Origin of the sequence: Microbacterium sp. A84 (assembly GCF_051842815.1) — a bacterium.
Lineage (GTDB): Bacteria > Actinomycetota > Actinomycetes > Actinomycetales > Microbacteriaceae > Microbacterium.
Map to the genome: position 1 here is coordinate 204591 of NZ_JBPXMS010000003.1, position 26869 is coordinate 231459.

The window sequence follows — 26869 nt, forward strand, 5'->3', positions numbered from 1 at the left end:
ATGCCGATTCTTCTCGACGACCGCAACCCGGGAAGCCTGTAGTGTCGGTCGATGTGGAGGAGATCACACGAGACCCGCGCGGTGAGCCAGCAACGTCGCGTCTGAACTACAGCGCGTACCGGCTAGGGCGTGCATTCAACCGCTTCGCAGAGAACTCCGCACTCTCCCACGGCGTGACACTCTCACAACTGTTCGTACTGCAGGTTCTCGGCGAGGGGATGCCGCTGTCGAACGCACAGCTCGCGCGCCGCACCTTCGTCAGCGCGCAAGCGGCGCACACGGTGTCGAACGAACTCATCGAAACCGGCCTGGTCGAGCGCGGCGACCACCCCACGAACCGGCGCGTGAGATTGGTGCGACTGACCGAACGCGGCTGGGAGGTGCTGGATGCCTGCCACGCGGAACTGCGCATACATGAGGACAGGCTGACCGCGGCACTCGGAGAAGAGTTCGGCGAAACCCTCGCCGAACTCCTCGACCACACCGCCCAGGTGCTTGCCGGAGGATATTTCGGCGACGACGAGGCGGAGGCGGCTGCCATCAGCAGACGGACGAACGACATCCGCCCGCGACACATCCCGTCGCGGCTTGCGGCCGCGCGTCTCCGCGCCGACCGTGCAGCACATCCGGACGTCGATTCGTGACCTAGGTGTTCTTCCGCGCCTAAGACTCTGCGCGGCGGTTGACGGCGGCGTGACGAAGCTGTTAGCTTTCGGTGCATAATCTCATCCTGATTGATTTTATGCTTCGAAGGAGAAGCCGTGAACCCTCCGCCGCGCACGCCGATCATTCCTGTGGAATCCGCCGGTTCACCCACGCAGAAACCCGCACGCGGCCTGCGCAACGTCCTCGTCGCCCTGACGATCGGGGCCTTCGGCATCGGATCGCTCACGGCTGGCGCGAGCTACCCTGCATCCCTCGGTTCGGGTTCCACGAACAACGCGAGCGGCGCCGTCGACTCACCTGCAAATTCCGGAATGCCAGACGGCGTGCCGGCGGCAGCGGCAGCAACGGAACCGACTCTCCCAGACGCACAGGGCTGGGATTTTTCCGAGGAGTTCCCCCGTACTTCGGGAACAAGCCGCTTCGTCGATGGCGCGCTCCTCTGGGCCGACTGGCTCTACGACGACACCGGCGCGGGTGACTACACGTACAGCGCCGATGAGGCTGCATCCAACGGCGCCGACATCTTCCGTGCGGGGGTGGCAGCAGACGAGGACAACACCTACTGGCGCATCGACTGGAACACGCTCGTCGACCCCGACGTCCCCATCGCCGCGTGGGCATTCGACACCGACGCGGATGCCGACACGGGCGTCGCTGAGTGGCCGGCGTCCGCCGGCGCGACGTCGCCGGGAATCGACTCTGCGCTCGTGGTGTCTTCTCGAGGCGCATGGGTGATCGACATGACGACGGGCGAGAGGGAAGACGTCGACTCCGTTGGTGGCGCCGTCACTGTAGACACGGACGCGAGGTCGTTTGTGGTCACGGTTCCCCGCAGCGCGCTTCCCGTCGACGAGGTCTGGAACATCCGCCTGGCAGCGGGCGTCGCCGACTCTGAAGGCAGCGGATTCGCCGTTGCACCTGAGGCCACCGAGGGCACCCGCGTGTACAACGCGGCGTTCCGCGACATGGCGGATGAGCCGCCCGTGGTGGACGGCAATGCCGACGCGTCGAGCCAGTGGAGCAACGGACGGCAATCACAACGTCTCACCGAGGGCGATATGAGCGAATTCGCCATCGCGGTGGACTGGGATGATCTACTCTCGGGCGTCACCACCCCCGAAGCGATGCCCACCGGGTACTCCACGAGATGGCTCGTGTCATCGGTCGAGATTGCCCAGGGCTTCGCAGAAGGAGCCCGCAGGAGCCCCGGTCCTGCCGTGTTGCCCGCCACGTTCTGGGGGCGAGTGCAGCCTTACACCGTATATGTACCGACGGGATACACACCAGAAACCCCAGCGCCGCTGACCATACTGCTGCACGGCGGCAACTCCAACCACAACGGATTCATCGGCGACAGGAAAGACGATGTCTACTTGCCGATGTGCGAGGAAAGGGGATCGATCTGCGTTACGCCGCTGGGCCGGGGCCTCTCATCGTGGTACATCAACCACGCCGAACTCGACGTCTGGGAGGCGTGGAACCGGGTCGCGTCAGCGTACTCGCTCGACAGTGAGCGCACGGTCATCGGCGGATTCTCGATGGGTGGCGTGGGCGCCGCTCACTTCCTCACCAACCATCCCGATCTGTTCGCCGGTGCAGCAATCGTCTCCGGCGCGGGCTACTACAACACCGCTGAGCAGCGAGACCGCGAGGGTGCCGAACTGAGACTCGAGAACTTGAACAGCACCCGAACCTACATGGAGTCGGGCAGCAACGACGTCGCGCTAAGGAACACAGAGCACTGGGATCGCACCGCGGAGGACGCCGGAATCCCGTACCGAGCCCATTACTATGACGGCGCCGACCATGGGATGCTCGGCTCGTGGCTCGGCTGGAGCGACGCGGCCGAATATCTCAAGGACGCACCTGACCGCGTGACCAACCCCAGTACGATCACGTTCCGCTGGGAGCCCGGCGATGAGCGGGAGGATCTCGGCATGCCGGTGAACCGCGCGTACTGGCTCAGCAACCTGGAACCGCGCGATGACAATGCGCGCTGGAGCAGAGTCACCGCGACATCGCACGCGCTGCAGACGACAACCTTCGAGCCGCTTCTCACCGATGAGATCCAGGTGATTGATGACAGGGAGGTGCGCGTGCGGGATCAGCAATTGAACGCCGCGGGAACAGTCACTCCGTACAACGAGATCGACCTCGAGGCAGAGAACTCCCGGACGATGACGGTCGACTTGGATGCCGCCGCGCTGGATGCGGCGACCACCGGAGACGTGCGTGTGCACACGGATGGCGAGATCGAGCTGGAGCTGACCCGCTCGGGCGAGCGAGCGACGATCATTCTTCCCGCAGGAGACCACCACGTCGCGAGCCCGGCTGCTCCCGGTTCGGTCACGGCGTTCGCAGCGGGGGCGACGCGTCACATCCGCTGGGCGGCGAGCAACTCCGATCTGCCGGTGACATATACGGTGCGCAACCTGTCCGGAGAAATACTGTGTGAGACGGTCGACTTGCGTTGTCTCGTCATCGACCGTGTTGGTAAGGCCCCAGAGGCGGTCACCGTGACTGCTTCAAACATCGTCGGCGCCTCCGAAGGTACGCACGCCGAGGTGACACAACGAGGTCGGTAGGCCAAGGGCGTCGTATTTGATCGCGAACAAGTCACTCGCCGATCTTCGTTCGAATATTCTCTGACGCCCGTCACAGAACTCTTGACAGTTCGCGGAATCTCGCACACGATGGGCATTATCAGCACGTCGATGTGCGTACCGTCGAACTCTCACCTTGGTGGGAACGCTCTCACAGCAGTGGGGCACGGGGGTTGCGAGCCTCGGCGACCACACACGAGAGGCCCCACCATGAAGAAGAGTCTTGCCACACTCGGCCTACTGGCCGTTGCCACGCTCGCCCTGTCAGGCTGCACCGATTCCGCCGCGCCGCCGGCTGCCGCCCCGAGCGATGCCGAGGACGCAACCGCGGAGGTCACGAAGATCCGCGTCGCTGCACTACCCATTGCCGAAACAGGAGCGCTCTGGGCCGCCATCGACGAGGGCATCTTCGCCGATCACGGTCTCGAGGTCGAAATTGTTCCCGCTCAGGGCGGAGCCCAGGCGATTCCGGCACTGCTCAGCGGCGACATCCAGTTCGCGATCGGCCAGCCGTTCGGCCCGATCCGCGCCGACCTGCAGGACCTCGGCGTCGCGATCATCGGCGACTACGCAAACAGCCTCGCAGAGGGCGATGACGTGAACGCGGTCGTTGCACTGGGCGACTCGGGAATCGCAACCCCGAAGGACCTGGCCGGCAAGAAAGTCTCCGTCAACAGCCTCGGTGCTGCCGGTGACCTCACGATCCGCGCGGCTGTCGATGCAGACGGCGGCGACGCGTCCACCATCGAGTTCATCGAGGTCGGATTCCCCGACGTCAAGGCACAGCTGGAAGCTGGCACGATCGATGCCGCCTGGGCGCCAGACCCGTTCCGAGGAATGGTGGTTAGCGAGGGCGGCGTGTCTGTCATGGCTCCCTATCAGGTGACCATTCCCGGGTTGTCCGTGCTGACCAACATCACCACACAGGACCTCATCGACAACGATCCCGAGCTTGTTACCGCGTACTCCGAGGCAATGACGGAGGCCCTTGCATTCGCCGAAGCGAACGACGATGCCGTCTACGCTGCGATCGCTGAGAACCTCGACATTCCCCTCGAAGCAGCCGAGAGCATCATCTTGCCCACATTCACGTTCGAGATGGACGTGGACAGCATCAAGACGCTCGCCGACCTCGCGGTCACGTATGAGTACATCAACCAGTTGCCGGACTTCGATCGACTGATCCAGCAGCACTGAACCCGATATGACGACTGCGACATCCTCGGCGACACTCGCCAGGCACCGGCGCCGTCAGCGGATCGGCACAGCCCGCCGCGCGTTCCTCGGAACACTCGGCATCGTCGGGTTCCTCGCGACATGGCAGCTTCTCTCAGTGATGAAGATCATCAACCCAGAGCAGCTGCCGCCCGCGACGGACACCTTCGCGCAGCTGGGTGTGCTGCTGCGCGACATGGAGTTCTGGCGCAACATCGGCCGAACCATGTCGGCATGGGCGATCGGGCTGGCCATCGCCACCCTCGCCGGCACGGCACTGGGCACTCTTATCGGCATGGTGCCGATCTTGCGACGAGCGACCCACTCCATGGTGGAGTTCCTGCGGCCAATTCCCTCGGTCGCGCTCATTCCACTGGCTGTGCTGATCTACGGTCTGCAGATGCCCGCTGCCCTGATAATCATCGTGTACGCCAGCTTCTGGCAGGTGTTCGTGCAGGTGCTCTACGGCGTAGCCGACATCGATGCGGTAGCCCGCGACACCGCACGCAGCTTCGGACTGACAAAAGCCTCTCAACTGCGCAATCTCGTCCTGCCCACCGCACTGCCCTACCTCATGACTGGTATACGACTCGCCGCGGCAGTGGCGCTCATCCTCGCCGTCACCGCTGAGATGACCATCGGCAACCCGGGGCTCGGCCGACAGCTGACGGTGGCCTCAGGAATCGGCAACATCACCACCGTCTACGCCATCGTCATCGTCACTGGCGTCCTCGGACTCATCATCAACATCGGATTCCGCGCGATCGAACGCCGCGCACTCTCATGGCACCAGTCGGTCAGAGGGGAGGAAGCAGCGTGACTCTTTACACCAGCACTGTTCGCACTCCGACGCCGAAGTCTCGGCTCTGGGCGAAGATCGGCGCGAGCACTCTGTACGCCATCGGACTCCCGATAGTGCTGCTGCTCATCTGGGGAATCTGGGCGACAATCTCACCGGCGAAGTTCTTCCCCGCACCGCAGACGATATTCCGGGCCTTTGTCGACACGTGGTTCGGCCCCAGCTTCGTGGATGACGTGCTTCCGAGCGTTGCCCGTTTGGCTGTGGCAATCGTCATCGCGGTGGTGTTCGGCATCGTTGCCGGCACACTCATCGGCTTGACTCGCTGGCTTCGTGAGCTTCTCGAACCGCTGCTGGAATTCTTCCGCGCCGTTCCGCCACCCGTGCTCATTCCAGTCTTCGTGGCGATCCTCGGCGTCACCGATTCCATGCAGATCATCGTCATCGCGTTCGGCGCAATATGGCCGGTTCTGTTGAACACGATCGATGGCGTCCGCGCAACAGACTCGGTCATGACGGAGACAGCCCGGTCGTACTCTCTTACCCGTTCACAACGCCTGTTCAATCTGGTCTTGCCCGCGGCGAGCCCACGAATCATGGCCGGAATCCGACAGACACTGTCGGTGGCGTTGATCATGATGGTCATCTCGGAGTTGTTCTACTCGTCCTCCGGGCTGGGCTACCAGATCAAGTTCTTCCAGCAGAACTATCTCATCGCCCAAATGTGGAGCGGCATCCTCCTCTTGGGCCTCATCGGCGTACTTCTCGCAGTGATCTTCGGCTTCGCCGAACGACGCGTGCTGCGCTGGTACCACGGAATCAAGGAGGTCGAGCGTGCCTGAGACGCTTTTGCAGGTAGACAAGCTGAACAAGGTCTACGAGTCTGCGACCGGCAGAGTCGAGGCGATCGGCGACATCAGCTTCGCCATGAAGCGGGGCGAGCTCGTCTGCATCGTCGGGCCGTCCGGCTGCGGTAAGACGACGCTGCTGAAGTGCATCGCAGGGCTCCTTCGACCGAGCGCCGGAGAAGTTCAACTCGATGGCCGCAAAGTCACCGCGCCACCAGAGAACATGGCACTCGTCTTCCAGGAGTATGGGCGGAGCTTGTATCCCTGGCTGACTGTTCGCGGCAATGTTGAGCTTCCGCTCAAGCACAAGAAGCTGTCGAAAACCGAGCGTGCGCAGCTCATCGACGACGCACTGCTGGCGGTGGGCCTGGAACACGCTGCCAAAAGCTACCCCTGGCAGCTATCCGGTGGCATGCAACAGCGGGTCGCGATCGCCCGTGCAGTGGCCTACCAACCAGAAGTTCTGATCATGGATGAGCCGTTCGCTGCTGTCGACGCCCAAACTCGCGCGGACCTTGAGGATCTGGTGCGCACACTCCACGCCGAGCGAGGAATGTCGATCCTGTTCGTCACACATGACATCGACGAGTCGGTTTACCTGGGTCAACGCGTTATCGTGCTGTCCAAGTCACCAACGTGGGTACAGGAGGACCTGTTGATCGACCTCAGTCCCCAGCGGGATCAGATCACGACCCGAGCGCTTCCGCGTTTCGCTGAGCTCCGCACACACGTGTACGAGCAGATCCAGCGTGCGAAACGCGGCGAGGCTGTGCGTCCACGCGCATGAGTACGACGAACCGTGCCGACAGCGGCAAAGTTGAGGGTGTGCGCAGCCGACAGCCCAAACGGCTTCTGCTCGCCTTCCTCGGTGAGTTCATCGCCCAGGAGTGGGATGAACCGGTGCGCACTGGCGTCTTCCTCGACGTGCTGCACGGCGCGGGAGTTGCAGCCCCCGCGGCGCGCGCGACACTCGACCGCCTCGTGAGCAACGATGTGCTCACCCGCGAGCGGCACGGTCGCCATCTGGAGTTCTCCCTCACACCAGCCGGCCACGCCATGCTCGCCGAAGCGACCAATCGAGTCCGAGGACCTGACCCCTTCCACCCGAACGGGGACGGGTGGACCCTCGTCACCTTCTCGCTACCAGAGGAGCTTCGGACTCTGCGCAGCCGATTGCGCTCCACGCTCACCTGGCACGGCTTCGCACCCCTGCGCGACGGCCTCTGGCTGGCATCCGGTCGACCCGCGCTGGCGGCAGCGATCGAGCCGCTGCGCGCGGACCTTCCGGATGGCGCCGTTGTGGCATTCCACGCACAGGAACTGGACGGGTTCCCGATCGCCTCGAGCGTGAAGGATGCCTGGGACATCGACCGCATCCGCGGCGCGCATGAGTCGTTCGTCAAGACATGGAGCGGCGTGCAGTTGGATGCCACATCCGCCGTCGTCACGCGCACGATGCTCGTCGCGGACTGGCTAGAGTTGCTACGTGCAGACCCGCGACTTCCTCCTGAGTTCATGGGCGCGCAGTGGCCTGCGCCGGCATCCTTCGCCCTTTATCGCCAGATCAGGGCCGAACTCGCCCCTCGATCAGAGGCAGAGTTCACCGCGATGACGGCTCAGCGCACCGGTATCAGCCGCTGATCGACTGGGGAACCTCCTTTCGGAGGATCCGGGATCTCGGCCGTCAAGACAGCTCCAGATCGATGGTCGCCATCTCGCCGTCTGCGGAGGAGTGCACCCGCGACACGCAGGGACACATCTTCGAGTTCGCATCGCGCTGACGTTCGCTGTAGAACACGTCGCGGTGATCGATGTCTCCAGCAAGACCAACGACGCGAGCCTCACAGATGCCGCATTCGCCCTTGCGGCAGTCGAACATCGCGTCGGCGGCTGCCCCTTCCAGCGCCTCGAGCAGCGTCTGGGTGGGCGAGACCACGCACTCGATCCCGCTCGCGGGAATTCGCACGCGAAACGGCTGCGGTTCGAACCAGCCGCTGTTGCCGAACGTCTCAAATCGCAGGTTCGCCAGCGGTCTCCCTGACGCGTCCCAGGCTCGGCGCACGGCATCCATCAGGCGGATCGGGCCGCACATATACAGCTCTTCATCGACATCGAGTGCTGCCACGAAGGCTTCGACGTCGATCGACGTGCCCTCTTCACCGACGTGCGTGCGCAGGCGATCCCCGTGCTCGGCGCGCAGTGCGTCGAGATAAGCCATCTGCCCCCGACTCCTGCCGCAGTATGCGATGCGATATTCCTTACCTGCGAGCCGAGCGGCCCGCGTCATCGCGAGGATGGCGGTGATGCCGACCCCGCCGGCGAGAAACGCGTAGCGTCGCCCGCCGTAACTGAACGGGAAGTCCTGCAGCGGATGCGTGAGCTCCACCTGTTCTCCCGGGCGCAGGGCATGCATGGCCTCGGCACCGCCTCGCGACACATCACTGCGATGCACGCACAGCGCGAAGGATCCGTTGTCGCCGACGGCCTCCGCGATCGAATAGGAGCGCGTCACCGGTTCACCGTCCACGATCAGCCGCACTTCGACGTGGGTTCCGGGGTCGATTCGGCGCGCTGCGTCGGGCGAGAACACGATCCGACGGATTCGTTCGGTGACCTCAGCGCTCTCGACGACCGTCGCCCGCTGCCAGATGAGCGTGTGCGATGTCGCCACGTCAGGCGCTCCGTGATTCCGCGGTCGCGGAAGCCACCGGGACCCCACCGGAGCGACCCTCCGCGGCCAGCATCCGTTCCAACAGGCGTCTCACCCACATGCCACCGGCATCGATGTTGAGGCTGTAGAACTCATAGTCCGGGTTCGCGTCGATCGCCTCCTGCTGCGCCTTCAGCATGCGCTCATCCTCGCCGAACACCCCGTGCACGCCGTTGCGCAGCTGGGTGGTGATCAGCTGACTGTCCAGGCGATAGTTGCGCTGGAACGACCAGAAGTAGTGGCAGGTGCGGTCGGTCTCGGGCGTGATCGTGTTCATCACGTAGCCGTTGACCCCCTGGGAGCGATCGCCCTCGCGTGCACCGGTGCCGGCCGCGGCCACACCAACATCCAGACAGATCGTCGAGGGAGACTCGAAGTGGATGATCTGCCACCGGTCCACTCGACCTGAGAAACCGGGGAATTTGTCGCGCATGTTCTTCAGCCAGAACGGCGGAGCGGGGATGTCGAGCATCCACCGTTCCACGGTGACGGTGTTGTCGGTGTGGGTCGTCACGAAGTCCGATTCGCTGAGCTCTTCTTGGCCGATGCTCGAGGTGTGCACGAATTCCTCGTGGGTCAGGTCCATGAGGTTGTCGAGCACGAGCTGGTAGTTGCAGTCCGCGTGAATGAGCTCACCGTCGCCCGTCCACTCCGGGTCGGTCATCTGACGCATGTCTGGAATGGTCGACGGATCGGCCAGTGCCGGGTCTCCGACCCAGGCCCAGACGTAGCGGTAGCGATCGACGAGGGGAAAGGATGCCACGGTCGCGCTGGGGTTGATCGTCTCCTGCGCGGGCATCGACGTGCATCGCCCCGCGGAGTTGTAGCGGATGCCATGGTACGGGCACTGCAGATCATCACCGATGACCTTGCCCATCGACAGCGGCGCCAGGCGATGCCAGCAGGCGTCTGCGAGAGCCACCGGGGTTCCGTCCTCGGTGCGATACATGGCCAGCGGCCTGCCGGCGACGGTGCGAGCAAGCGGCTTGCGGGTCACTTCGTAATCCCACGCCGCGACGTACCACGCATTGCGTGGATAGTCGAAGATCTTCGCCGTCGTGGTGTCAGCCATCGTCACTCCTTCGTGCCGCTAAGATTTACCTATGGGGATAGGTATGTTCATCGTATGTCGCCCGGCGTCGCTGCCGCAAGTGATCAGCGCCTGATAACGTCCTCGGAACGACGGAGGTTCGATGTCACTGAGATACGCCCTACTCGCGCTCCTGCGCGTCGGCCCGCTATCGGGCTACGACTTGCAGAAGCTGTTCGCCGAGTCGGTGGGTCATGTCTGGCATGCACCCGACTCGCAGATCTACCCCGAGCTCAAGCGCATGGAGACCGAAGGGCTGATCGCCGGCGAGGAGCAGTCGCGCGGAGTCCGCGGTCGCCGCCGCGTGTATCACGTGACGGATGGTGGCGACCAGGCCTTCCTCGAGTGGGTCAATGGGCCCTTGGAGTACTCGCGCGTGCGTGATCCCGCACATCTGAAAGCCGCCTACCTCGAGTCTGCGGGCGCAGAGGCGCGGCGCGCATTCCTGGAGAATCACGCACGACATCACACGGAGTTGCTGCACCGATGGCAGGCCGAACTTGAGCGCATCCGCTCGGGTCGGCATCCGATGCTGGAGCGGCGCCTCGCGACGACTCCGCAATCCGAGTGGGCGCGCACGACCGCGTTCAAAGAGTTCGCCTATGAAGGCCTGGTCGAGCGTGCGCAGACGGAAATTCGCTGGGCACAGCGCGGCCTGCAGATGCTCGAGGATCTGAGCTGACACTCAGTCAAGCGTGTATTTTCCCCGCAACACGTTCTTGCGGATCTTTCCGCTCGCTGTGCGAGGCAACTCATCGACGAACACCACGCCACGCGGGAGTTTGTACTTTGCGATGCGCCCCTTGAGGTGCTCGAGCACGTCGTCGGCCGTGATCTCTGAGCGTTTGACCGCGACTGCGAGAGGAGCTTCTCCCCACCGCTCATCAGGAACGCCGATCACAGCCACCGAATCGATCTCAGGACGCTCCATGATCAGCTGCTCGATCTCTGCCGGGTAGATATTCTCTCCGCCCGAGATGATCATGTCCTTCAGGCGATCACTTATCGTCAGGAATCCATCCTCATCAAGGATTCCGATGTCACCGGAGCGGAGCCACTCGCCATGGTGGGCGTCACGCGTGGCATCCGGTCGCAGCCAGTATTCCCGCATCACGTTTGGGCCGCTGACCTCGATCTCGCCCGCCTCACCGGTCGGCACTGGCAAACCGTCGTCTCCGACGATGCGCACATCGGTGAAAAAGTGCGACAGCCCCGCAGAGCCGACATGCTCCCGCGCCTTGCGATAGGGTAGCGCGGTAGCGCCAGGCGAAGTCTCGGTCATCCCGTACCCCGATGAGAAGCTCAGCCCGCGCTGCTCATACGCATCGATTACGCGCAGCGGAACGCTCGACCCACCACACGTGAGCTTCGACAGGGAGGACAGGTCGGCCGTCTTCCAGTCTGGGTGCTCGGCGAGCATCTGGAACGTGGTCGGAACACCCGACAGGCTGGTGATTCGGTACTGCTTGATCGCCGCGAGCACCGCGCCAGCGTCGACCTTCTGCTGCAGCACCAGGGTGCCGCCCTTGAGTAGGGTGGGTAGCGCACCCATGCTGAGTGAGGCGACGTGAAACATCGGCGCGATCATGAGCGCCCGCTCGTTGGAGGTGACGTCGTAGTCGACGAGCACGTTGAGCGAGTTCCAGGTGAGATTGCCGTGCGTGAGCAACGCCCCCTTGGGTCGCCCCGTTGTTCCCGAGGTGTAGAGAATCATGGCGGGATCATCGTGGCCGACGTCGACGACTGGCTCGGCGGCGGATGCGGCGGCCAGGACGTCTTCGATGTTCTCAACTGCCGGCATCTCCGCAGGTCCGCCCACCACGATGCGATGCTCGATCGCACTCGTCCACGCCGCAGCCCTCGCAAGCTCGCGCACATCGTGGTGCGTGACGAGCAACCGCGCGCCGCAGTCATCGATCATGTACTCCAGTTCACCTGCAGCAAGCCGGGTGTTGAGCGGAACGAAGATCGCTCCGAGCATCCCGCAGGCGAAGAAGGTGGTGAGAAAGTCGGGATGATTGTTGCCCAAGTAGACGACGCGATGACCCTTGGCGACACCGCGCTCTGCCAGCGCGTTCGCAAACCGATCGATACGTTCGGCGAACTCCTCATACCGGTAGGAAAGATCACCATGAATCAGCGCGATGTCCCCCTCAGATTTCACCCGGCGACGCGCGATCCAACTGCCCAGCCCTTGATTCTTCATCCATAGCTCCTTCGCTGCGGGAAACAGTTCTGTCGACGCGCTCGAATCAGGCGTAGAAGCGGTAAATGCCGCGTGCCACGACGGCCGGCTTGCCGCCGCCCTCGATCTCGATCGTCTGGTCGACCGCGAGCTGGTACCCGCCCGTGACCTCGGCAACCTCGGCAATGACAGCGCTCATGCGCACCCGCGAGCCGACCTTCACCGGCGACACGAAACGCACCTTGTCGAGGCCGTAGTTGACTTTCGTGGTCACGCCCTCGGCGTCGAACAGTTCGCTCCAGAACTTCACTGCCAGCGACAGCGTGAGGAAACCGTGTGCGATCGGCGCTCCGAACGGACCGTCGACGGCTCGCTCGGGGTCGACGTGGATCCACTGGTGGTCATCGGTGGCGTCTGCGAAGACGTTGACGCGGTCCTGCGTGACGTCGAGCCACTCGGAGAATCCGAGATCGGTCCCGGCAAGGCCTGCGATGTCGGCGTAGGCGACGGTGGTGGTCATGGTGGTGTCCTTTCGGTCAGACGAATGCGGATGCACCGGTCAGGGCGCGTCCGACGATGAGGGAAGTGATGCCGATGGCAGATGACGGCTCGATCAGTGGCACGTCAGTCACCGAGTCCGAGCAGGCGCACAGCGTTGTCCTTCAGGATGCCGGGCAATACCTCGGGCTTGAAGGTCTCGGCGGTAGCAGCGTCGCGCTGCCACCGATCGGGTGTGAGCAGCGGGTAGTCCGAGCCGAACAGAACGCGCCTCTTCAGATACGAGTTCGCCGCCCGAACGAGGGTCTCAGGAAAATACTTCGGGCTCCAGCCTGACAGGTCGATCCAGGTGTTGTGCTTGTGCGTGGCGACCGACAGCGCCTCGTCCTGCCAGGGCACCGACGGGTGCGCCATGATGATCTGCAGGTCAGGGAAGTCCGCAGCGACACCGTCGAGCAACATCGGATTCGACAGCGCGAGCTTCATTCCGCGCCCGCCGGGGAGCCCCGCACCGATACCGGTCTGTCCCGTGTGGAACAGCGCGACGACACGGGCCTCCTCGAGTACCCGATACAGACCGTAGAACTCCTCACCGCTCGGGTCGAACCCCTGCACGGTGGGGTGGAACTTGAAGCCTCGCACCCCGTAATCATCGATCAGACGGCGCACACGGTCGACGACATCCGCACGATTCGGATCCACCGAACCGAACGGGATCAGCACGTCGCTATGGCGCGCCGCCCCCTCCGCGATGTCGCTGCTGGAGAGCGGCGCGTGACCGAGCTGCGACTCCGCATCGACCGTGAACACCACCGCGGCCATCTTCCGCTCGCGGTAGTAGGCGGCGATCGAGTCGAGATCGGGACGCGAGGCATCCGCCGCGAAGTACTTCGACGCAGCTTCGACGAGATCGCTCGGCAGCGAGGTATGACCGTCGTCGTCGATCTCGATGTGCACGTGCATGTCAATGGCGACGATCGCATCGACGTCGATGTTCGGCTCGTAGCGGGTCATGGCGCTCCCGGTCAGCGCTGCAGGTCTTCGGGGAGCGCAGGGAAGCGTTCGCCCACCGACTGCTGGTGCGCCCCGATGAGACCGGGGAAGTCAGCGGCCAGCGTCTCGTACGACCAGCCGCCCTCGTGGTATTCGGTCACGACGGGTTCCGGATGCGACCAGAGCTGGATCCGGTCGCCGCCGATGCCGATCGCCTGTCCGGTCACTGCTGCCGCGTCATCCGAGGCGAGGTATGAGATGAGACTGGCGACGTCGTCGGAGGTGCCGAACCCGAGGTCGTGGCGGAAGAACGCCGGCATCGACTCACCCTTGGCCTCGGCCTCGACAGCGGCGGCGAAGTAGGGGACGGTCGCCGTCATGGCGGTAGCGGCGACTGGGATGACGGCGTTCGCGGTGATGCCCGCCTTCTTCAGCTCCATGGCCCAGGTGCGCACCATACCGACGATGCCCGCCTTGGCCGCGGAGTAGTTGGTCTGACCGAAGTTGCCGCGCTGGCCGGTCGGCGAGCCGATGCAGATGATGCGGCCGGCTATCTCGTTCTGACGCATGTAGGTGGCGGCCTCGCGGACACAGGTGAAGGTGCCGCGCAAGTGCACGTTGATGACGGTGTCGAAATCGTCGTCGCTCATCTTCCACAGCACGGTATCGCGCAGCACGCCGGCGTTCGTAACGAGGATATCCAGGCGTCCGTAAGTGCCGACGGCAGTCTTCACCAATTCTTGGGCCGTCTCAGTGGAGCCGACGGGCGCGACAACCGCAACAGCCTTGCCACCGACAGCTTCGATACTCGCGACAGCCTCGGCAGCATCATCCGCCGACACGTCATTGACGACGATGGACGCCCCCTGACGGGCGAGCTCCCGAGCATAAGCGAGACCGAGGCCCCGACCGGATCCGGTGACGATGGCGACTTTGCCTTCGAGCGACATGACACTCCCCTGTTCGTGGGCTCGGCCGATTCTCGGCGGAGCACTGTCAGATTACTTGATCTTTTCAATTATTGATAGATGCTCCGTAGCTTACGATGAACCCATGACGGAATCGATCACCCGGCTGACGGGCAGCGAGGCGCTCGTCGGCGACATGAGCTTCCTCCTGGCGCGCGCCAGCGCGCTGTCCAACGCAGCCGGCAACGCCGCCCTTGCCGACGTGGGCATGAAGGTGCGCCCCTACGCCGTGCTTGAGCTCGCCGCTGGAGAGGCGCGCACCTCGCAGCGCGAGATCGCCGAGTTCCTCCGGCTGGACCCCAGCCAGGTGGTCGCGCTCGTCGACGACCTTCAGAAATCAGGTCTAGTGACCCGCGAACCCGACACTCGCGACCGACGCGCAAACGTCGTAATCGCCACCCCCCATGGCCTCGAAACGCTCACCCGGGCGCGACAGGCAGTGCGTCGCGCCGAGCGCGACACGCACTCCCAACTCACGGACACCGAGCGCGTGACCCTTGCCGATCTCCTCCGAAAGACCGCTTTCCCGGCCTAGCGAATTCAATGGCACTCAGTCCTCCGTCGCGCGCACCGCGTGGCGGTCGGCGATCAGGGTGTCGCGCACCGTGCGGCGGAGCACCTTGCCGATGAGCGAGGTTGGCAGTTCCTCCCAGACCAGGTAGGAGCTCGGGCGCTTATACTCGGCTAGACTCTCGCGCGCGGCTTCGCGGGCGGCATCCTCGTCGAACGTCGCGCCTTCTTCGAGTACGACGACGGCCGTGACGACCTCGGCTCCGCTCCCCCGCGGGATGCCAACGACGGCGGATGCCGCGACCCCAGGAACCGTCACGATGACCTGCTCGACCTCGCTCGGCGACACGTTGAAGCCGCCGGTGATGATGAGTTCCTTCTTGCGGTCGACGACCGTGACGAAGCCGTCGGCATCCTGCACGACAAGGTCGCCGGTGCGCAGCCAGCCGCCCTCGAGCAGGGTGGCCGCTGTCTCCTCCGGCCGATTCCAGTACCCCTGGAACACCTGCGGTCCGTGGATCAGCAGCTCACCGGAATCGCCGAGCTCGACCTCGCGGGTGGGCTCGTCCGGGTCGACGACCTTGATGTCCGTGGACGGGAACGGGATGCCGATCGCGCCGATGCGGCGGGCATCCGTGAACGGGTTCGCCAGCGCCACCGGACTGGTCTCGGTAAGCCCGTAGCCTTCGTTGAGCATGCTTCCGGCCTGATCTTCCCAGCGCTTCACGATCGCCGGGGTCAGCGTCATCGCACCGGAGATCGCGTAGACGACACCGGTCAAATCGAGCTTGCCTTCCTTGGCGACGCGGGCGAGACGGTCGAACATCGGCGGCACCGCTGGCACGAACGTCGGCGGGAACTTCTTCGCGGCCTTCTCGACCAGCGCCGGATCGAACGTCGGGAAGAGCACGGCGCAGGAGCCGGTCTCGACGGAATAGATGACCGAGAGCAAGACGCCGAAGGAGTGGAACATCGGCAGCAGCCCGTAGATGCGTCCGTCACCCCGGGTGAACTCGGGCATCCACGCCGCGCCCTGGCGGGCGTTCGCCCACAGATTCGCGTGCGTGATCATCGCACCCTTTGGCGTGCCGGTGGTGCCGGAGGTGTACTGAAGTGATGCCAGATCGGATGCGGCGGGCCGCGGGTGCGACGCCGGAAGCGGAGCGCTCTTCTCAAGCGTCGCGAACGGGAGGGTCCCCGGCGCGGGCGCGGTCAGCTTCCCACGCGACTCGCGCGCCTTCGCGATCGGCAGCGTCAGCGCGAGGCGCATCGCGAACGGCATGGCGCGGGTGATATTGACGGAGATGATGTCGCGGATGCCGAGTTCGGACGGCAGCGCGCGCAGAGTCGGCACGAGCTTGTCCCAGGTGACGACGATGGTCGCGCCGTGGTCACGGAACTGCACCTCGAGCTCGTCGCGGGTGTACAGCGGATTGTGCTCGACAACGACGGCGCCGAGGCGCAGCACGGCGTAGAAGGCGATGACGTGCTGAGGAGCGTTCGGCATGATGAGCGCGACACGGTCACCGGCCTTGACGCCCAGCCCCCGCAGCCCGTTCGCGACGCGGGAGACCCGCTCGCCGAGCTCTCGGTAGCTCACCGTCCGGTCGAAGAACGCGATCGCCGGGCGGTCTGACCACTGGGCGACACGCTCGTCGAGCAGGTCACTGAGGGACCCGGTGACCGGCTCGATGTCGATGGGCGTCCCCGGCGCGTAGAACCGATTCCAGGCGCGCGTCTCGTTCAGCTGCATGGGAGAATCCTACGCGGTCGCTGTTCCCCGCCATCGTCGCGCCCGTTGCGGGAATCGCGCTCGTTACGGTAAGGAAATCCTGGCTTCGCCGGCCCCGGATGCCAGGAAACACTTCCCGCAACAGGATGCCGATACGGTTCACACCCGAAACGTCAGACGCGGGCGGCGCGCAGCTCACCTTCGATGCGGGATGCCGCCTCTTGGAGCGCGGGTAGAAGCTCGGCCCGCACATCATCGGCCTTCCCCCGTGCGGTGCTTGTCGAGACGTTGAGTGCCGCTGTCACCCCTGCCCGTGTCGTCAGCGGGACAGCAATCGACCGCAGCCCCTCCTCGAGCTCACCGTCGACCATGGCCCAGCCCTGCGAGCGCACGCGTTCGATCTCGGCAACGAGGTCAGCCCGGTCGGCGCGGGTGCGCGGGGTGTGGGCGACGAGTTGCGTGGCATCCAAGATGGTTCCGGCTTCCGGCTCACGCAACGCGGCCAGCAGCACGCGCCCCATGCTGGTCGCGAACGCAGGCAGGCGAGTACCGATCGTGATGCGCACACTCATGATGCGGCGGGCAGCGGCACGGGCGACGTAGACGATGTCTGCTCCGTCGAGCACCGCGACCGATACCGATTCCCCGATTTGGCGCGAGAGCGCATCGAGGTGCGGCTGCACGATCTCGGGCAGCGACAGTGACGAAAGGTAGCCGTAGCCGAGCTCCAGCACTCGCGGTGTCAGCAGGAACCTGGCATCCGCCGTCGCGCGCACATAGCCGAGATGCTCGAGGGTGCGAAGGAACCGTCGAGCTGCAGCGCGCGGAATATCCGCGCGACGGGCCACCTCGGCGAGTGACAGCTCAGCAGGCTCACCATCGAATGTGCGGATGACGGCCAGCCCACGAGCGAGCGACTGCACGAAATCGGCCGAAGGCGCAGAGTCGGCCGCGGGTGCAGCATCCGATTCAGTCACATCGAAACCCTAGCGTTCCAGCACGACGGCGAGACCCTGCCCAACGCCGATGCAGATAGCGACGACGGCGACCCCGCGACCCCGACGGCGCAGCTCGTGCGCGGCATGGCCGATGATGCGACCGCCGGATGCACCGAGCGGATGCCCGATCGCCAGCGCCCCGCCGTGCACATTCAGCCGCTCGGGATCGAGCTCCGGCCAGCCGCGCAGGCACGCGAGCGACTGTGATGCGAATGCTTCATTGAGCTCGACGAAATCGACGTCTGCCCAGGTGCGTCCGGCGCGGGCGAGTGCCTTGTTCGCCGCTTCGATTGGCGCGATCGGGAAGTCATCGGGGTCGACCCCGTGCGCGGCGCGACCGGTGATGCGCGCGAGCGGCTCACCCGGCAGGACGCCCTCAGCACCGAGAAGCACGGCCGATGCACCGTCATTGATCGACGAGGAGTTGCCTGCAGTCACGGTGCCGTCTGCCGTGAACAGTGCACGCAAGCCGCGCAGCTTCTCAACCGTCGAACCGTCGCGAATGCCTTCATCGCGCACCAGCTCCACACCGGGAACCTGCACGATCTCCTCGGCGTAGACGCCGTCAGCCCATGCTTTCGCAGCGAGCTCATGCGAGCGCACCGCGAAGGCATCCTGATCCTCACGGCTGATGCCAGCGACGCGGGCCGCTTTCTCTGCGGCCTCACCGTTGGACATGGTCCAGTGCGTCGGCAGCGCGCTGTTGGTCATCCGCCAGCCGATCGCGGTGTTCCACATGGTCTGGTTGCCGGTCGCGGGGAACGGCTTCGCGGACTTCTCCACGACGTATGGCGCCCGACTCATCGACTCGACCCCGCCGGCGAGAATGATCTCGGCATCCCCCGACTCGATCGCACGCGCGCCCTGGATGACGGCCTCGACGCTCGACGCACACAGCCGGTTCACCGTGGTGCCTGTCACCGAGGTCGGAAGCCCAGCCAGCAACGCACCCATCCGCGCGACATTGCGGTTGTCTTCACCGGCCTGGTTCGCATCGCCGAAGATGACATCGTCGATGCGCGCAGGGTCCAGCTCCGTTTGCTCGACGGTTGCGCGCATCACGGTCGCGGCGAGATCATCGGGACGGATGCCCGCAAGCGCACCACCCGCACGTCCGAACGGGGTACGTACGGCGTCGTAAATATAGGTGGCGGTCACGAGAGCGCCACCAGCCGCCCTGCCCTGTCGAACCGCCCGATCATGACGGTCGCCCCATCGGGGATGCCAGCGACGGCGGATGCCGCATCCGGCACGGTCTTGTCGATCACTGCGCCTCCTCGAGAGTGTTCGCTCTGCGAATGATGGTTCGCTATGCGGTGCCAGCATACTCCCTAGGGGACGTCACTGACCAGCCTTCGCCCTCGCCCTCGTACGGATGCAGGGCCAAACCCCGGATGCACGGCCATCCCACGGCGTGTCGCCCTGCATCCGTACGATCGCCCTGCAGGTGTACCGGACGAAGCCCGGCGCAGCGGCGCCTACAGTCAGCGCACGCGGCGATGCACAGACTGCGGCGTGAGATACGCCTTGAGCCCCTCCAGCCCGTACTCGACACCGAGACCGGAATCGTGCCGACCACCGAAGGGCGCGTAGTGGTTCGAGGCGAACATGTTCACGCCGACCGAGCCGGTGTCCATGCGTCGCGCCACACGGAACGCGGCATCCTCATCTCCGCCGAAGACGATCCCACCGAGGCCAAACGACGTGTTGTTGGCGATGTCGACGGCGGCGTCCACTGACGGTGCGCGGAGCAGAGTGATGACGGGTCCGAAGATCTCCTCGCGGGCGATGGTCATGTCGGGCGTGACGTCGGCGAACACGGTCGGGGCGACGAACGCGCCACCCCGCAGCGGTTCGGGCACATCTCCGCCGACCGTCGCCCTGGCGCCCTCTGCCACACCCGCGCGGATATACCCGAGCACCCGATCACGTTGCGCGAACGTCGCGACAGGGCCGAACACCGTCGCGGGATCCAGCGGGTCTCCGACGGGCGCTGCCGCAACCGTCGCCGAAACCATGTCGACCAGTTCGTCATACCGATCGGGAGTGGTGACCAGGCGGGTCGATATGTAGCAGGTCTGCCCGGTATTGCGCATGCTGCTGCGCAGAAGCACCGCCGACATGGCATCCAAATCAGCATCCGGCAGCACGATCGCCGTCGACTTACCGCCGAGCTCGAGGGTCACCGGACGCAGCAGCTCGCCGCACGCAGCAGCGATGCGACGCCCGACCGGTGTCGACCCCGTGAAAGCTACTTTGTCGATGCCATGGTGGCGCACGAGCAGCTCGCCCGTCGCACCGTCACCGGTCACGAGGTTGATAACCCCCGCGGGAATACCGGCCTCCTCCGCGGCGTCGAGGAGGAACCGCGCAGACAGGGGCGTCGGGCCGGCAGGCTTAATCACGACGGTGCATCCGGCGACGAGCGCGGGAGCGAGCTTGATCACGACGAGGTTGATCGGGAAGTTCCACGGCGCGATGAGCGCACACACGCCGATGGGGTCCTGCGCGACGACAGTCTCGTTACGTCGATCCGGAAAGGCGCGCACGTCGCCCGCTTCGAGTTGCCCGGCCAGGCTTGCGAACACTCGCAGGATGGATGCCGCATTCGCCGCTGCGCCAGCAGTCTCGGCCACCGGCGATCCATTCTCCAGCGTGTTGGTGAGGCTGAGCACATCGGCTCTGTTCTCGATCGCATCCGCCATGCGGCGCAACAGCTCGGCACGATCGGAGGGAGCCCGCGCCGCCCACTGGGGATAGGCAGCGCGAGCTGCGGCGACTGCCGCGTCGATATCGGACGCATCAGCATCCGGTACCGAGCCCCAACGCTCCCCTGTGGCTGGGTCCACAACCGGGGAGTTCACGCCACCGGATGCCTTCGTCTCGACGCCGCCAATGCGGTGTCCAGAGACGTGGGTGTAGGGCAATCCGGCGGCAGCTTCATGGTGGCGATGACGCATCGCCACCACGAAATCGTCATCGAGCATCGTCATGACAATTGCTCGATCTTCAGAAGCACTTCGGCGCGCATGAGCTCGGCCTCGGCCATGCGCACGGCGGCGTCGGTGAGCAGCTCGGGCACGATCTCTACGCGCAGTCGTGCACAGTACGCGGCGGGTGTGATGCCGAACCACGACGAGGCGAGCGCGATTCCGGTGGGCGTGAACCGCCAGAGCCGATCGGCGTCGCGCACGAGACTGTCCTCGATGGAGTGCGACACCTGGCGGGTGTCGTGACCGTCGATGATCGCGGTCACGCGTTCAATAAAGGCCTCGTCGTACCCCAGCGGCGGAAGCACCTCGCGGGCGATGTCGCAGCCGTGCCGCTCATGTTCGTATCGAACATCCGCGCGGCGCCAGTCACCGGAGAATCCCTCGGAGATGATGCGGTCCTGGTCAACGCGCGACCAACCGGTGTCATGCAGCACAATGGCGACTCTGACGACCAGGGCGTCCGCCTCGGGGTGCGAGGCGCACAAGCGCTCGGCGAAAGCGAATGAGATGGGCAGATGGATGTCGTTCTGTCGCGAGCGCGATTCGGCGACGATGGCACGCCACAGCGGGTCGAGGTCGTCGTTCGCAGCCGCGGCGGCGATGGGGCTGGTGTCTACGGGGACAGCGGCGGGAAGTGTCATGGTGACTCCGATATCAGGCGTTCACTGCGTCGGGCAGGACGATGGCGGATTTCAGGGATGTGCTGACGTCGGCCGCGGCGGCGGGCGAGATCGTCCCGCCCTTGATGAGGGCCGACTTGATCGCCAGGAACTCCGCCGGGTGGTTCACGACGTCGGCGGCGATCAAACGCCCTTCGCGGTAGTACAGCACCGCGAACTTCTCGGTGTCGGGATCGCCGCGTACCACGACGCTGTCGTAGCCGGTCGACAGCCCCGCGATCTGCAGCTTCAGATCGCCCTGGTCCGACCAGAACCACGGCACTGAGCGGTACTCCGCAGGTTCACCGAGAAGGGAAGCGGCCGCGATCTTCGCCTGCTCGAGTGCGTTGTTGACGCTCTCCAGCCGGATGCTGCCGCCCATGCCGAGCGGGTAGGGATTGGGCATCATGGTGCAGTCGCCTGCCGAAACCGTCAGACCATCGGATGCCCGGGCCGCCGCATCCACGACGATGCCACCCTCGACGTCCAGGCCCAGTTGCTCGGCAAGCTCCGTGCGCGGGATCACGCCGACGCCGATCAGAACGAGGTCGGCGGCAATGACGGTGCCGTCCTCGAGCTCGACTCCGGTTACCGATCCCTGGGCACCAGCCACGCGGGCATCGCCGCCGATGATGCGCGCGATGCGCGCATCCAGGACGACCTGCACTCCGCGGCGCCGATGCGCGCCCAGATAGAAGGCGCTGGTCTCCTCCGCGACAACGCGTCCGACTAGGCGAGGTGCGGCTTCGAGCACCGTGACGTTCTTGCCGAGCCCTCGGGCGACAGCCGCGGTTTCCAGGCCGATGAAACCGCCACCGATCACGACGACATTCTTTGCCGACGCGTCGGCGAGCGCGGGCTGCAGGCTGATCGCATGATCCGCGTCGCGCAGGTAGTGCACGCCGTGATAGTCAGTGCCTTCTAAGGGCAGACGACGAGCGGATGCTCCGGTCGTCAGCGCGAGACGATCGAAGGCGATGCGGCGACCACCTTCGGTCACCGCGGTGCCCGTACCGTCGGCGGTGCGGTGCACCGTGACGACCCGGTCGCCGGTCACGAGTTCGATATCGCGGTCGGCGAACCATTCCCGGGTGCGCAGGATCACGTCATCCGGCTGCAGCTCGCCCTTGATCCAGCCTTTGGACAGCGGCGGTCGTTGATAGGGACGGTGCGCTTCCTCGCCGATGAGGATGATCGGGGCGGTGTCGCCGCGTTCGCGCATGACCGATGCGATCTGCACGCCAGCCTGGCAGGCTCCGACGATGAGTGTCACGTTCATGGTGTGCTCCGAATCAGATCTGGTCGCTCGGTGTGGTGACGTGGTATTCGCAGCCGTCCTGCAGCTTGATCTGGCAGGACAGACGAGACTCGTCCCGGCGATCGACGGCAGTGCCATCGAGCATCTCGTCCTCGAGATCGCCCGGCCCGCCGACAAGATCGCGGGTTTCTTCGGCCACGAAGACATGACAGGTCGCACAGGAGAGACTTCCCCCGCATTCCCCGACGATGCCTGGCACGCCGTTGCGGACAGCGGTCTCCATGATCGAGTCACCTGGGCGGCCGTCGATCGCGGTGACGATGCCATCGTCGGCGGTGTAGATGACGGTGCTCATGATTGGTCTCCTTCGATCAGATGAGGGTGGTCAGATGAACTGGCGTCCACCGTCGACGACGATGGTCTGTCCGGTGACGAATGCGCTGGCGGGTGAGGCGAGGTACAGCACGGTCCCGACGATGTCCTCGGGAGAGATCGGCCTGCGGATCGCCCCGCGGTCGACACCGTATTCGGCGGCGTTCTCGATCAGTGCAGTACTGGCCTCGGTGAGAGTGAACCCGGGCGCGACGGTGTTGACCGTGATGTCGCGAGCGCCGAGTTCCTTGGCGAGCACTCGGGTGAGGCCGATGACACCGGCCTTGGATGCCACGTAGTGTGCCCACTGCGCCGAGCCGCTGAAGACGGTGGCCGATGAGATGTTGATCACCCGGCCGCCACTGACGAGGTGCGGCGACAGGGCCCTGGCCACCTGCCACGGACCTTTGAGATTCACCGCCATCACTCGATCCCACTCGCCCTCGTCGATGTCCTCGAACGGCGAGCGCGTGACTGTCCCGTAGATGGCGGCGTTGTTGATCAGCACGTCGACGGATTCCCCAACGGCTATCGCCGCGGCGGCTAGGGCATCCGTCGACGCACGGTCGGTGACGTCCACGTGCACCGCGAGGGCAGGGACGGCGGCTGTGGACGAGATCTCGGCAGCGGTTCTGGATGCGGCATCCGCGTCAATGTCGGCGAGGATCACTCGATCGCCTAGTGCGGCGAAGGCTCGCGCGAACTGCGCTCCGAGGCCTCCGCCGGCGCCTGTGACGACGACGGTGCGGGCATTCGATGTACTGGTCATGTCAGCTCCTGGCCCGTTCAGTCATCCAGCAGCGTGACGGTGCCGGAGTTTCCGTCGACACGCAGCCGCTGGCCGGTCTTGATCTTCACAGATGCGGTGCCAGTGCCCGTGACGGCAGGCATCCCGTACTCTCGGCAGACGATGGCAGCGTGGCTCATCATGCCGCCGATGTCGGTCACGGTGGCACGGATCTTGCCGAAGATCGGCCCCCAGCTGGGAGCGGTGACGGGAGCGACGAGGATCTCGCCGTCCTGCACCTCGGAGAGCTGGTCTGCGGAGCCGATGACGCGCGCGGGCCCCTCGGCGATACCGGGAGAGGCCGCCATGCCCTTCAGCGTGCCTTCGGGGACGTCACTCTTGCCCAACCAGTTCTGGATCTGGTCGTCCGTGATCCCCCAGAGCATGAGAGTGAATGGCTCGGTGATGACCGCCGGCGGCGTGTTCAGGGCAGGCTGCGGGCGTGCGGTCGAGAGTGCGTCCACGATGCCGCGGCGACGTTCGATCTCCGCCGGCCAGCGTGAGGGGCCGATCGCGGGAGCACCGACCATCCAGCCGTTGACGTAGTCGAACAGCACCTCGCGCACCTCGTCGCGGCGCAGGTAGAACATATCGTTCGGCTCGGCCCAGAAACCCGCCTCATGCAGCACGTTCGAGAGCTGCCGGGCCTTGCGCCAAAAGACGCCCATGGTCCAGTGCTCGATGTAGAAGTTGTGGTTCTCCACGTAGGGATAGACGACGCGCGCCAGTCCGAGCTTGCCGTGGAAGGCGGCCAGCTCGTCACCGGAGAGCATTTCGGCGTACTCGCCGGTGATGCGGTCGCGCTCTGCGACGAGCGCGTCCACGTTCCGGTCGATGTCGGCGCCGGTCTGCAGTCGATCGATGTAGCCCTTGATGAACGCCAGCGGGATCGCCGGCACATCACGCCAGTACTGGTCGTGTGCGTAGAAGCCGTTGCCTGTGGTGAAGTTGAACCACGGGTCCTGTGCGTCGTTCCACGCCTGCATCCAGGCCGCACCCGAAGCATGTGCGGTGACCGCTGCCAGTGTGGCCTCGGCGTCCGGTGCGTCTGAGAAGAGGTCGCTCAGGCCGTCGCGTACGGCGATCTTGGCGAGCTTTTTCAGCTCGTCATCCGGGCGGAACAGGTCCATGTCGACGCCCTGCACCATCGTCGCGATGGCCAGGTCGGGAATCCGCGGGAACAACTCCTTGCAGAACATGAACAGGTCGAGGTAGGCGACGTAGCCGAGGTTGAGGAACTCGAAGTGGTACTGCCAGGCACGGTAGGCCAACGAGATGAGGCGGTCGTAGTTCTCCAGGAACTCCGTGGCAGGGCTCGTACCCTTACCTGCCAGCACGTCCTCGATCGGGATGACATCCGGCAGTCCGGTGAAGTCGAGTGCCTCGATCTCATCGATCGTGGATCGGAGCTTCTTGTGCCAGTTTTCGAGCAGGCTGTCCCAATTCTCGAAGTAGTGCCCGGCGCGCTTCATGAATTCCGGAACACGCGCCTCGATGTGCTGCGGGTCAACCGCGACCGGCGACATGAAGACGTAGCCGTTGTGGATGCGATACTCGATGCCGTTCGCGGTGGGGATTAGCAGCTGACGAGCGTTGTACTGGCCGAGGCAGCCGACGGCGAATTCGAAGCCGATCGTCTCGAAGGGCTTGGTCACCGTGGGCCAGTGCTGGCTGTCACAGAACCAGAACTTGTTCTCCTCCACTTCGCGGAGGTTGTCTTGGAATACGAGGTTGTAGGCGTAGAGGTCCTTCCACCCCTCGGCGCCGGCAGGCGGCTCCTGCTCATAGGGGCTGGGGAAGGAATTGCGTGCGGTGGTGGTGGTGGTGTCTACAGCGGTCGACTCTGACATGACTGCGTCCTTTCGGGGACTGCGGGATCTTCGGAAACTTTCGGGTAAGCGGCTCAGCGGCTCAGCGGCCGATCTGGGTCATCAAGGACTGGGTGATACTGGCGATTCCGAAGCCGGAACTCGTCGGCGCGCGATCTGGCTGTCTCGTCGACCACACCGTTTCAGGGCGGGACTGCAGCAGCAGCAGGTTCTCACCGGCGGGCAGTGTGCGATCAATCGCCCACTCGATGTCTTGGGGTGAGCCGAAGTGCTTCTCCGCGCGCTTCGCGATCGCCGCAACGGCGGTAACCTCTTCGTCAGTGAGACAGCGGATGCTGCGGCGCTCTGCCTCAACCTCGCGTTCGACGACGCCGCGGGATGCGGCATCCGGAACTATCTCCATGTGCTTCTCACCGATCTGCTCCTCGGAGATCGTCAGAAGCACCTTGTCGATGTGCAGGTTGTCGGGAGTGACAGTGCCGGAAACCACGGATTCGCCCAGGCCCCAGGCCGCATCGATGACGATGGTGGAGCGGTCACCGTTGGAGGGGTCAATGGTCATGGCGACTCCTGCCGCTTTCGCGTCGACCATCTTCTGCACCGCGACCGCCATGGACAGGCCCTCGTCCGGGATCTCATTGCGCAGGCGGTAAACGATGGCACGCGAGGTATAGAGCGAGGCCCAGCACTGGCGCACATGCTCGGCGACAGCATCCCGACCCCGCAGCCACAGGTAGGTGTCCTGCTGTCCGGCGAAACTCGCATCCGGCAGGTCCTCAGCCGTGGCAGACGAGCGCACTGCCACTGGCTGCTCCTCGGTGAAGCGTTGCTGCAGTGCGGCGTAGGCGCGATCGAACTCGGCGACGATGGCATCCGGAATCTCACGGGTGGAGAATTCGGCGCGAATCTTCTCCGACACGGCGTCGACCTCGGATACGTCGTCGGCGTTGAGGCCCTCAAGCAGATGATCGATCTCATCGGCGAGGCCGGTGAGTTCCACGAAGGAAGTGTATGCAGCGGTGGTCACGGCGAAGCCGGGAGGAACCGGCATCCCCGCCGATGTGAGGTTCACCAGCGATGCACACTTGCCACCGAGGTCTTCGATCGTCGTCGCACCTGCCGTGTCAAAGAAGCGGATGAAGAGGTAATCGTTCAT

At 64.8% G+C, this 26869-nt stretch carries 25 protein-coding genes; 9 read left to right on the forward strand and 16 right to left on the reverse strand.

All coding sequences use genetic code 11. The features are described 5' to 3' along the window. The first annotated feature begins 41 nt into the window (after positions 1-41). From ACSU04_RS13535 to ACSU04_RS13565, 7 genes are all read left to right on the forward strand, one after another. Complete coding sequence (locus ACSU04_RS13535) at positions 42-644, forward strand: MarR family winged helix-turn-helix transcriptional regulator (protein WP_439289934.1); 603 nt, start codon at positions 42-44, stop codon at positions 642-644. Between the two features lie 117 nt (positions 645-761). Next, on the forward strand, positions 762-3251 hold the full coding sequence (locus tag ACSU04_RS13540; protein WP_439289935.1) for an alpha/beta hydrolase-fold protein: 2490 nt from the start codon (positions 762-764) through the stop codon (positions 3249-3251). Between the two features lie 228 nt (positions 3252-3479). Beyond that, entirely contained in the window at positions 3480-4466 is a 987-nt protein-coding gene (locus ACSU04_RS13545) for an ABC transporter substrate-binding protein (RefSeq protein WP_439289936.1), read from the forward strand. Positions 4467-4473: 7 nt separating this feature from the next. Next, entirely contained in the window at positions 4474-5304 is an 831-nt protein-coding gene (locus ACSU04_RS13550; RefSeq protein WP_439289937.1) for an ABC transporter permease, read from the forward strand. Then, the gene (locus ACSU04_RS13555) at positions 5301-6125 is read left to right on the forward strand and encodes an ABC transporter permease (RefSeq protein ID WP_439289938.1); all 825 of its coding nucleotides are present in this window, start codon (positions 5301-5303) and stop codon (positions 6123-6125) included. Before ACSU04_RS13550 ends, ACSU04_RS13555 begins: the two co-directional genes overlap by 4 nt. After that, positions 6118-6918, forward strand: coding sequence for an ABC transporter ATP-binding protein (locus ACSU04_RS13560; protein WP_439289939.1), 801 nt, complete (start codon positions 6118-6120; stop codon positions 6916-6918). Before ACSU04_RS13555 ends, ACSU04_RS13560 begins: the two co-directional genes overlap by 8 nt. Further along, the gene (locus tag ACSU04_RS13565; RefSeq protein WP_439289940.1) at positions 6915-7772 is read left to right on the forward strand and encodes a PaaX family transcriptional regulator; all 858 of its coding nucleotides are present in this window, start codon (positions 6915-6917) and stop codon (positions 7770-7772) included. The genes ACSU04_RS13560 and ACSU04_RS13565 overlap by 4 nt, the downstream gene beginning before the upstream one ends. Positions 7773-7815: 43 nt before the next feature. Here ACSU04_RS13565 and ACSU04_RS13570 read toward each other — a convergent pair whose 3' ends face one another. Together ACSU04_RS13570 and ACSU04_RS13575 are read right to left on the reverse strand one after the other, a co-directional pair. Continuing rightward, complete coding sequence (locus ACSU04_RS13570) at positions 7816-8802, reverse strand: PDR/VanB family oxidoreductase (protein WP_439289941.1); 987 nt, start codon at positions 8800-8802, stop codon at positions 7816-7818. Between the two features lies 1 nt (position 8803). After that, positions 8804-9913, reverse strand: a complete 1110-nt coding sequence (locus tag ACSU04_RS13575; protein ID WP_439289942.1) for an aromatic ring-hydroxylating dioxygenase subunit alpha — start codon at positions 9911-9913, stop codon at positions 8804-8806. Positions 9914-10034: 121 nt separating this feature from the next. Here ACSU04_RS13575 and ACSU04_RS13580 point away from each other — a divergent pair, with 121 nt between their 5' ends. After that, on the forward strand, positions 10035-10613 hold the full coding sequence (locus ACSU04_RS13580) for a PadR family transcriptional regulator (RefSeq protein WP_439289943.1): 579 nt from the start codon (positions 10035-10037) through the stop codon (positions 10611-10613). Positions 10614-10616: 3 nt separating this feature from the next. Here ACSU04_RS13580 and ACSU04_RS13585 read toward each other — a convergent pair whose 3' ends face one another. The 4 genes from ACSU04_RS13585 to ACSU04_RS13600 all read right to left on the reverse strand — a co-directional run bounded on the left by ACSU04_RS13585 (position 10617) and on the right by ACSU04_RS13600 (position 14557). Beyond that, positions 10617-12137: an acyl-CoA synthetase gene (locus ACSU04_RS13585; protein WP_439289944.1), complete on the reverse strand. Its 1521-nt coding sequence runs from the start codon at positions 12135-12137 to the stop codon at positions 10617-10619. A 46-nt stretch (positions 12138-12183) separates the two neighbouring features. After that, the gene (locus ACSU04_RS13590) at positions 12184-12636 is read right to left on the reverse strand and encodes a MaoC family dehydratase (RefSeq protein ID WP_439289945.1); all 453 of its coding nucleotides are present in this window, start codon (positions 12634-12636) and stop codon (positions 12184-12186) included. Positions 12637-12740: 104 nt separating this feature from the next. Next, entirely contained in the window at positions 12741-13628 is an 888-nt protein-coding gene (locus ACSU04_RS13595; protein ID WP_439289946.1) for an amidohydrolase family protein, read from the reverse strand. Positions 13629-13639: 11 nt separating this feature from the next. After that, the gene (locus ACSU04_RS13600; RefSeq protein ID WP_439289947.1) at positions 13640-14557 is read right to left on the reverse strand and encodes an SDR family NAD(P)-dependent oxidoreductase; all 918 of its coding nucleotides are present in this window, start codon (positions 14555-14557) and stop codon (positions 13640-13642) included. A gap of 103 nt (positions 14558-14660) precedes the next feature. Between ACSU04_RS13600 and ACSU04_RS13605 the strand changes: the two genes are divergently transcribed. Further along, a complete protein-coding gene (locus tag ACSU04_RS13605) occupies positions 14661-15110 on the forward strand; it encodes a MarR family winged helix-turn-helix transcriptional regulator (protein ID WP_439289948.1) in 450 nt (149 codons plus the stop codon). Positions 15111-15125: 15 nt separating this feature from the next. On the opposite strand, the gene ACSU04_RS13610 is transcribed toward ACSU04_RS13605, so the two are convergent. From ACSU04_RS13610 to ACSU04_RS13655, 10 genes are all read right to left on the reverse strand, one after another. Further along, positions 15126-16838 carry a long-chain-fatty-acid--CoA ligase gene (locus ACSU04_RS13610; protein ID WP_439289949.1) on the reverse strand — a complete coding sequence of 571 codons (1713 nt, stop codon included), beginning with the start codon at positions 16836-16838 and terminating at the stop codon, positions 15126-15128. 152 nt (positions 16839-16990) lie between these two features. Then, positions 16991-17794 carry an IclR family transcriptional regulator domain-containing protein gene (locus ACSU04_RS13615; RefSeq protein WP_439289950.1) on the reverse strand — a complete coding sequence of 268 codons (804 nt, stop codon included), beginning with the start codon at positions 17792-17794 and terminating at the stop codon, positions 16991-16993. A 9-nt stretch (positions 17795-17803) separates the two neighbouring features. Next, a complete protein-coding gene (locus ACSU04_RS13620; RefSeq protein WP_439289951.1) occupies positions 17804-18973 on the reverse strand; it encodes a thiolase family protein in 1170 nt (389 codons plus the stop codon). A 326-nt stretch (positions 18974-19299) separates the two neighbouring features. Beyond that, a complete protein-coding gene (locus ACSU04_RS13625) occupies positions 19300-20808 on the reverse strand; it encodes an aldehyde dehydrogenase family protein (RefSeq protein WP_439289952.1) in 1509 nt (502 codons plus the stop codon). Next, on the reverse strand, positions 20805-21449 hold the full coding sequence (locus tag ACSU04_RS13630) for an HD domain-containing protein (RefSeq protein ID WP_439289953.1): 645 nt from the start codon (positions 21447-21449) through the stop codon (positions 20805-20807). The genes ACSU04_RS13625 and ACSU04_RS13630 overlap by 4 nt, the downstream gene beginning before the upstream one ends. Positions 21450-21462: 13 nt before the next feature. Continuing rightward, a complete protein-coding gene (locus tag ACSU04_RS13635) occupies positions 21463-22746 on the reverse strand; it encodes an NAD(P)/FAD-dependent oxidoreductase (RefSeq protein WP_439289954.1) in 1284 nt (427 codons plus the stop codon). A 13-nt stretch (positions 22747-22759) separates the two neighbouring features. Continuing rightward, positions 22760-23080 carry a 2Fe-2S iron-sulfur cluster-binding protein gene (locus ACSU04_RS13640; protein ID WP_439289955.1) on the reverse strand — a complete coding sequence of 107 codons (321 nt, stop codon included), beginning with the start codon at positions 23078-23080 and terminating at the stop codon, positions 22760-22762. Positions 23081-23110: 30 nt separating this feature from the next. Beyond that, positions 23111-23866, reverse strand: coding sequence for an SDR family NAD(P)-dependent oxidoreductase (locus ACSU04_RS13645; RefSeq protein ID WP_439289956.1), 756 nt, complete (start codon positions 23864-23866; stop codon positions 23111-23113). 17 nt (positions 23867-23883) lie between these two features. Beyond that, positions 23884-25734 carry a PEP-utilizing enzyme gene (locus tag ACSU04_RS13650; protein WP_439289957.1) on the reverse strand — a complete coding sequence of 617 codons (1851 nt, stop codon included), beginning with the start codon at positions 25732-25734 and terminating at the stop codon, positions 23884-23886. Between the two features lie 61 nt (positions 25735-25795). Further along, on the reverse strand, positions 25796-26869 hold the full coding sequence (locus ACSU04_RS13655) for a PEP/pyruvate-binding domain-containing protein (RefSeq protein WP_439289958.1): 1074 nt from the start codon (positions 26867-26869) through the stop codon (positions 25796-25798).

What these genes read in the sequence shown, in the direction of transcription:
- ACSU04_RS13545 (WP_439289936.1), top strand. Translation starts at nt 3,480, where the DNA reads ATGAAGAAGAGTCTTGCCACACTCGGCCTACTGGCCGTTGCCACGCTC.
- ACSU04_RS13550 (WP_439289937.1), top strand. Translation starts at nt 4,474, where the DNA reads ATGACGACTGCGACATCCTCGGCGACACTCGCCAGGCACCGGCGCCGT.
- ACSU04_RS13565 (WP_439289940.1), top strand. Translation starts at nt 6,915, where the DNA reads ATGAGTACGACGAACCGTGCCGACAGCGGCAAAGTTGAGGGTGTGCGC.
- ACSU04_RS13575 (WP_439289942.1), bottom strand. Translation starts at nt 9,913, where the DNA reads ATGGCTGACACCACGACGGCGAAGATCTTCGACTATCCACGCAATGCG.
- ACSU04_RS13580 (WP_439289943.1), top strand. Translation starts at nt 10,035, where the DNA reads ATGTCACTGAGATACGCCCTACTCGCGCTCCTGCGCGTCGGCCCGCTA.
- ACSU04_RS13585 (WP_439289944.1), bottom strand. Translation starts at nt 12,137, where the DNA reads ATGAAGAATCAAGGGCTGGGCAGTTGGATCGCGCGTCGCCGGGTGAAA.
- ACSU04_RS13590 (WP_439289945.1), bottom strand. Translation starts at nt 12,636, where the DNA reads ATGACCACCACCGTCGCCTACGCCGACATCGCAGGCCTTGCCGGGACC.
- ACSU04_RS13595 (WP_439289946.1), bottom strand. Translation starts at nt 13,628, where the DNA reads ATGACCCGCTACGAGCCGAACATCGACGTCGATGCGATCGTCGCCATT.
- ACSU04_RS13600 (WP_439289947.1), bottom strand. Translation starts at nt 14,557, where the DNA reads ATGTCGCTCGAAGGCAAAGTCGCCATCGTCACCGGATCCGGTCGGGGC.
- ACSU04_RS13605 (WP_439289948.1), top strand. Translation starts at nt 14,661, where the DNA reads ATGACGGAATCGATCACCCGGCTGACGGGCAGCGAGGCGCTCGTCGGC.
- ACSU04_RS13610 (WP_439289949.1), bottom strand. Translation starts at nt 16,838, where the DNA reads ATGCAGCTGAACGAGACGCGCGCCTGGAATCGGTTCTACGCGCCGGGG.
- ACSU04_RS13625 (WP_439289952.1), bottom strand. Translation starts at nt 20,808, where the DNA reads ATGACGATGCTCGATGACGATTTCGTGGTGGCGATGCGTCATCGCCAC.
- ACSU04_RS13630 (WP_439289953.1), bottom strand. Translation starts at nt 21,449, where the DNA reads ATGACACTTCCCGCCGCTGTCCCCGTAGACACCAGCCCCATCGCCGCC.
- ACSU04_RS13635 (WP_439289954.1), bottom strand. Translation starts at nt 22,746, where the DNA reads ATGAACGTGACACTCATCGTCGGAGCCTGCCAGGCTGGCGTGCAGATC.
- ACSU04_RS13640 (WP_439289955.1), bottom strand. Translation starts at nt 23,080, where the DNA reads ATGAGCACCGTCATCTACACCGCCGACGATGGCATCGTCACCGCGATC.
- ACSU04_RS13645 (WP_439289956.1), bottom strand. Translation starts at nt 23,866, where the DNA reads ATGACCAGTACATCGAATGCCCGCACCGTCGTCGTCACAGGCGCCGGC.
- ACSU04_RS13650 (WP_439289957.1), bottom strand. Translation starts at nt 25,734, where the DNA reads ATGTCAGAGTCGACCGCTGTAGACACCACCACCACCACCGCACGCAAT.
- ACSU04_RS13655 (WP_439289958.1), bottom strand. Translation starts at nt 26,869, where the DNA reads ATGAACGATTACCTCTTCATCCGCTTCTTTGACACGGCAGGTGCGACG.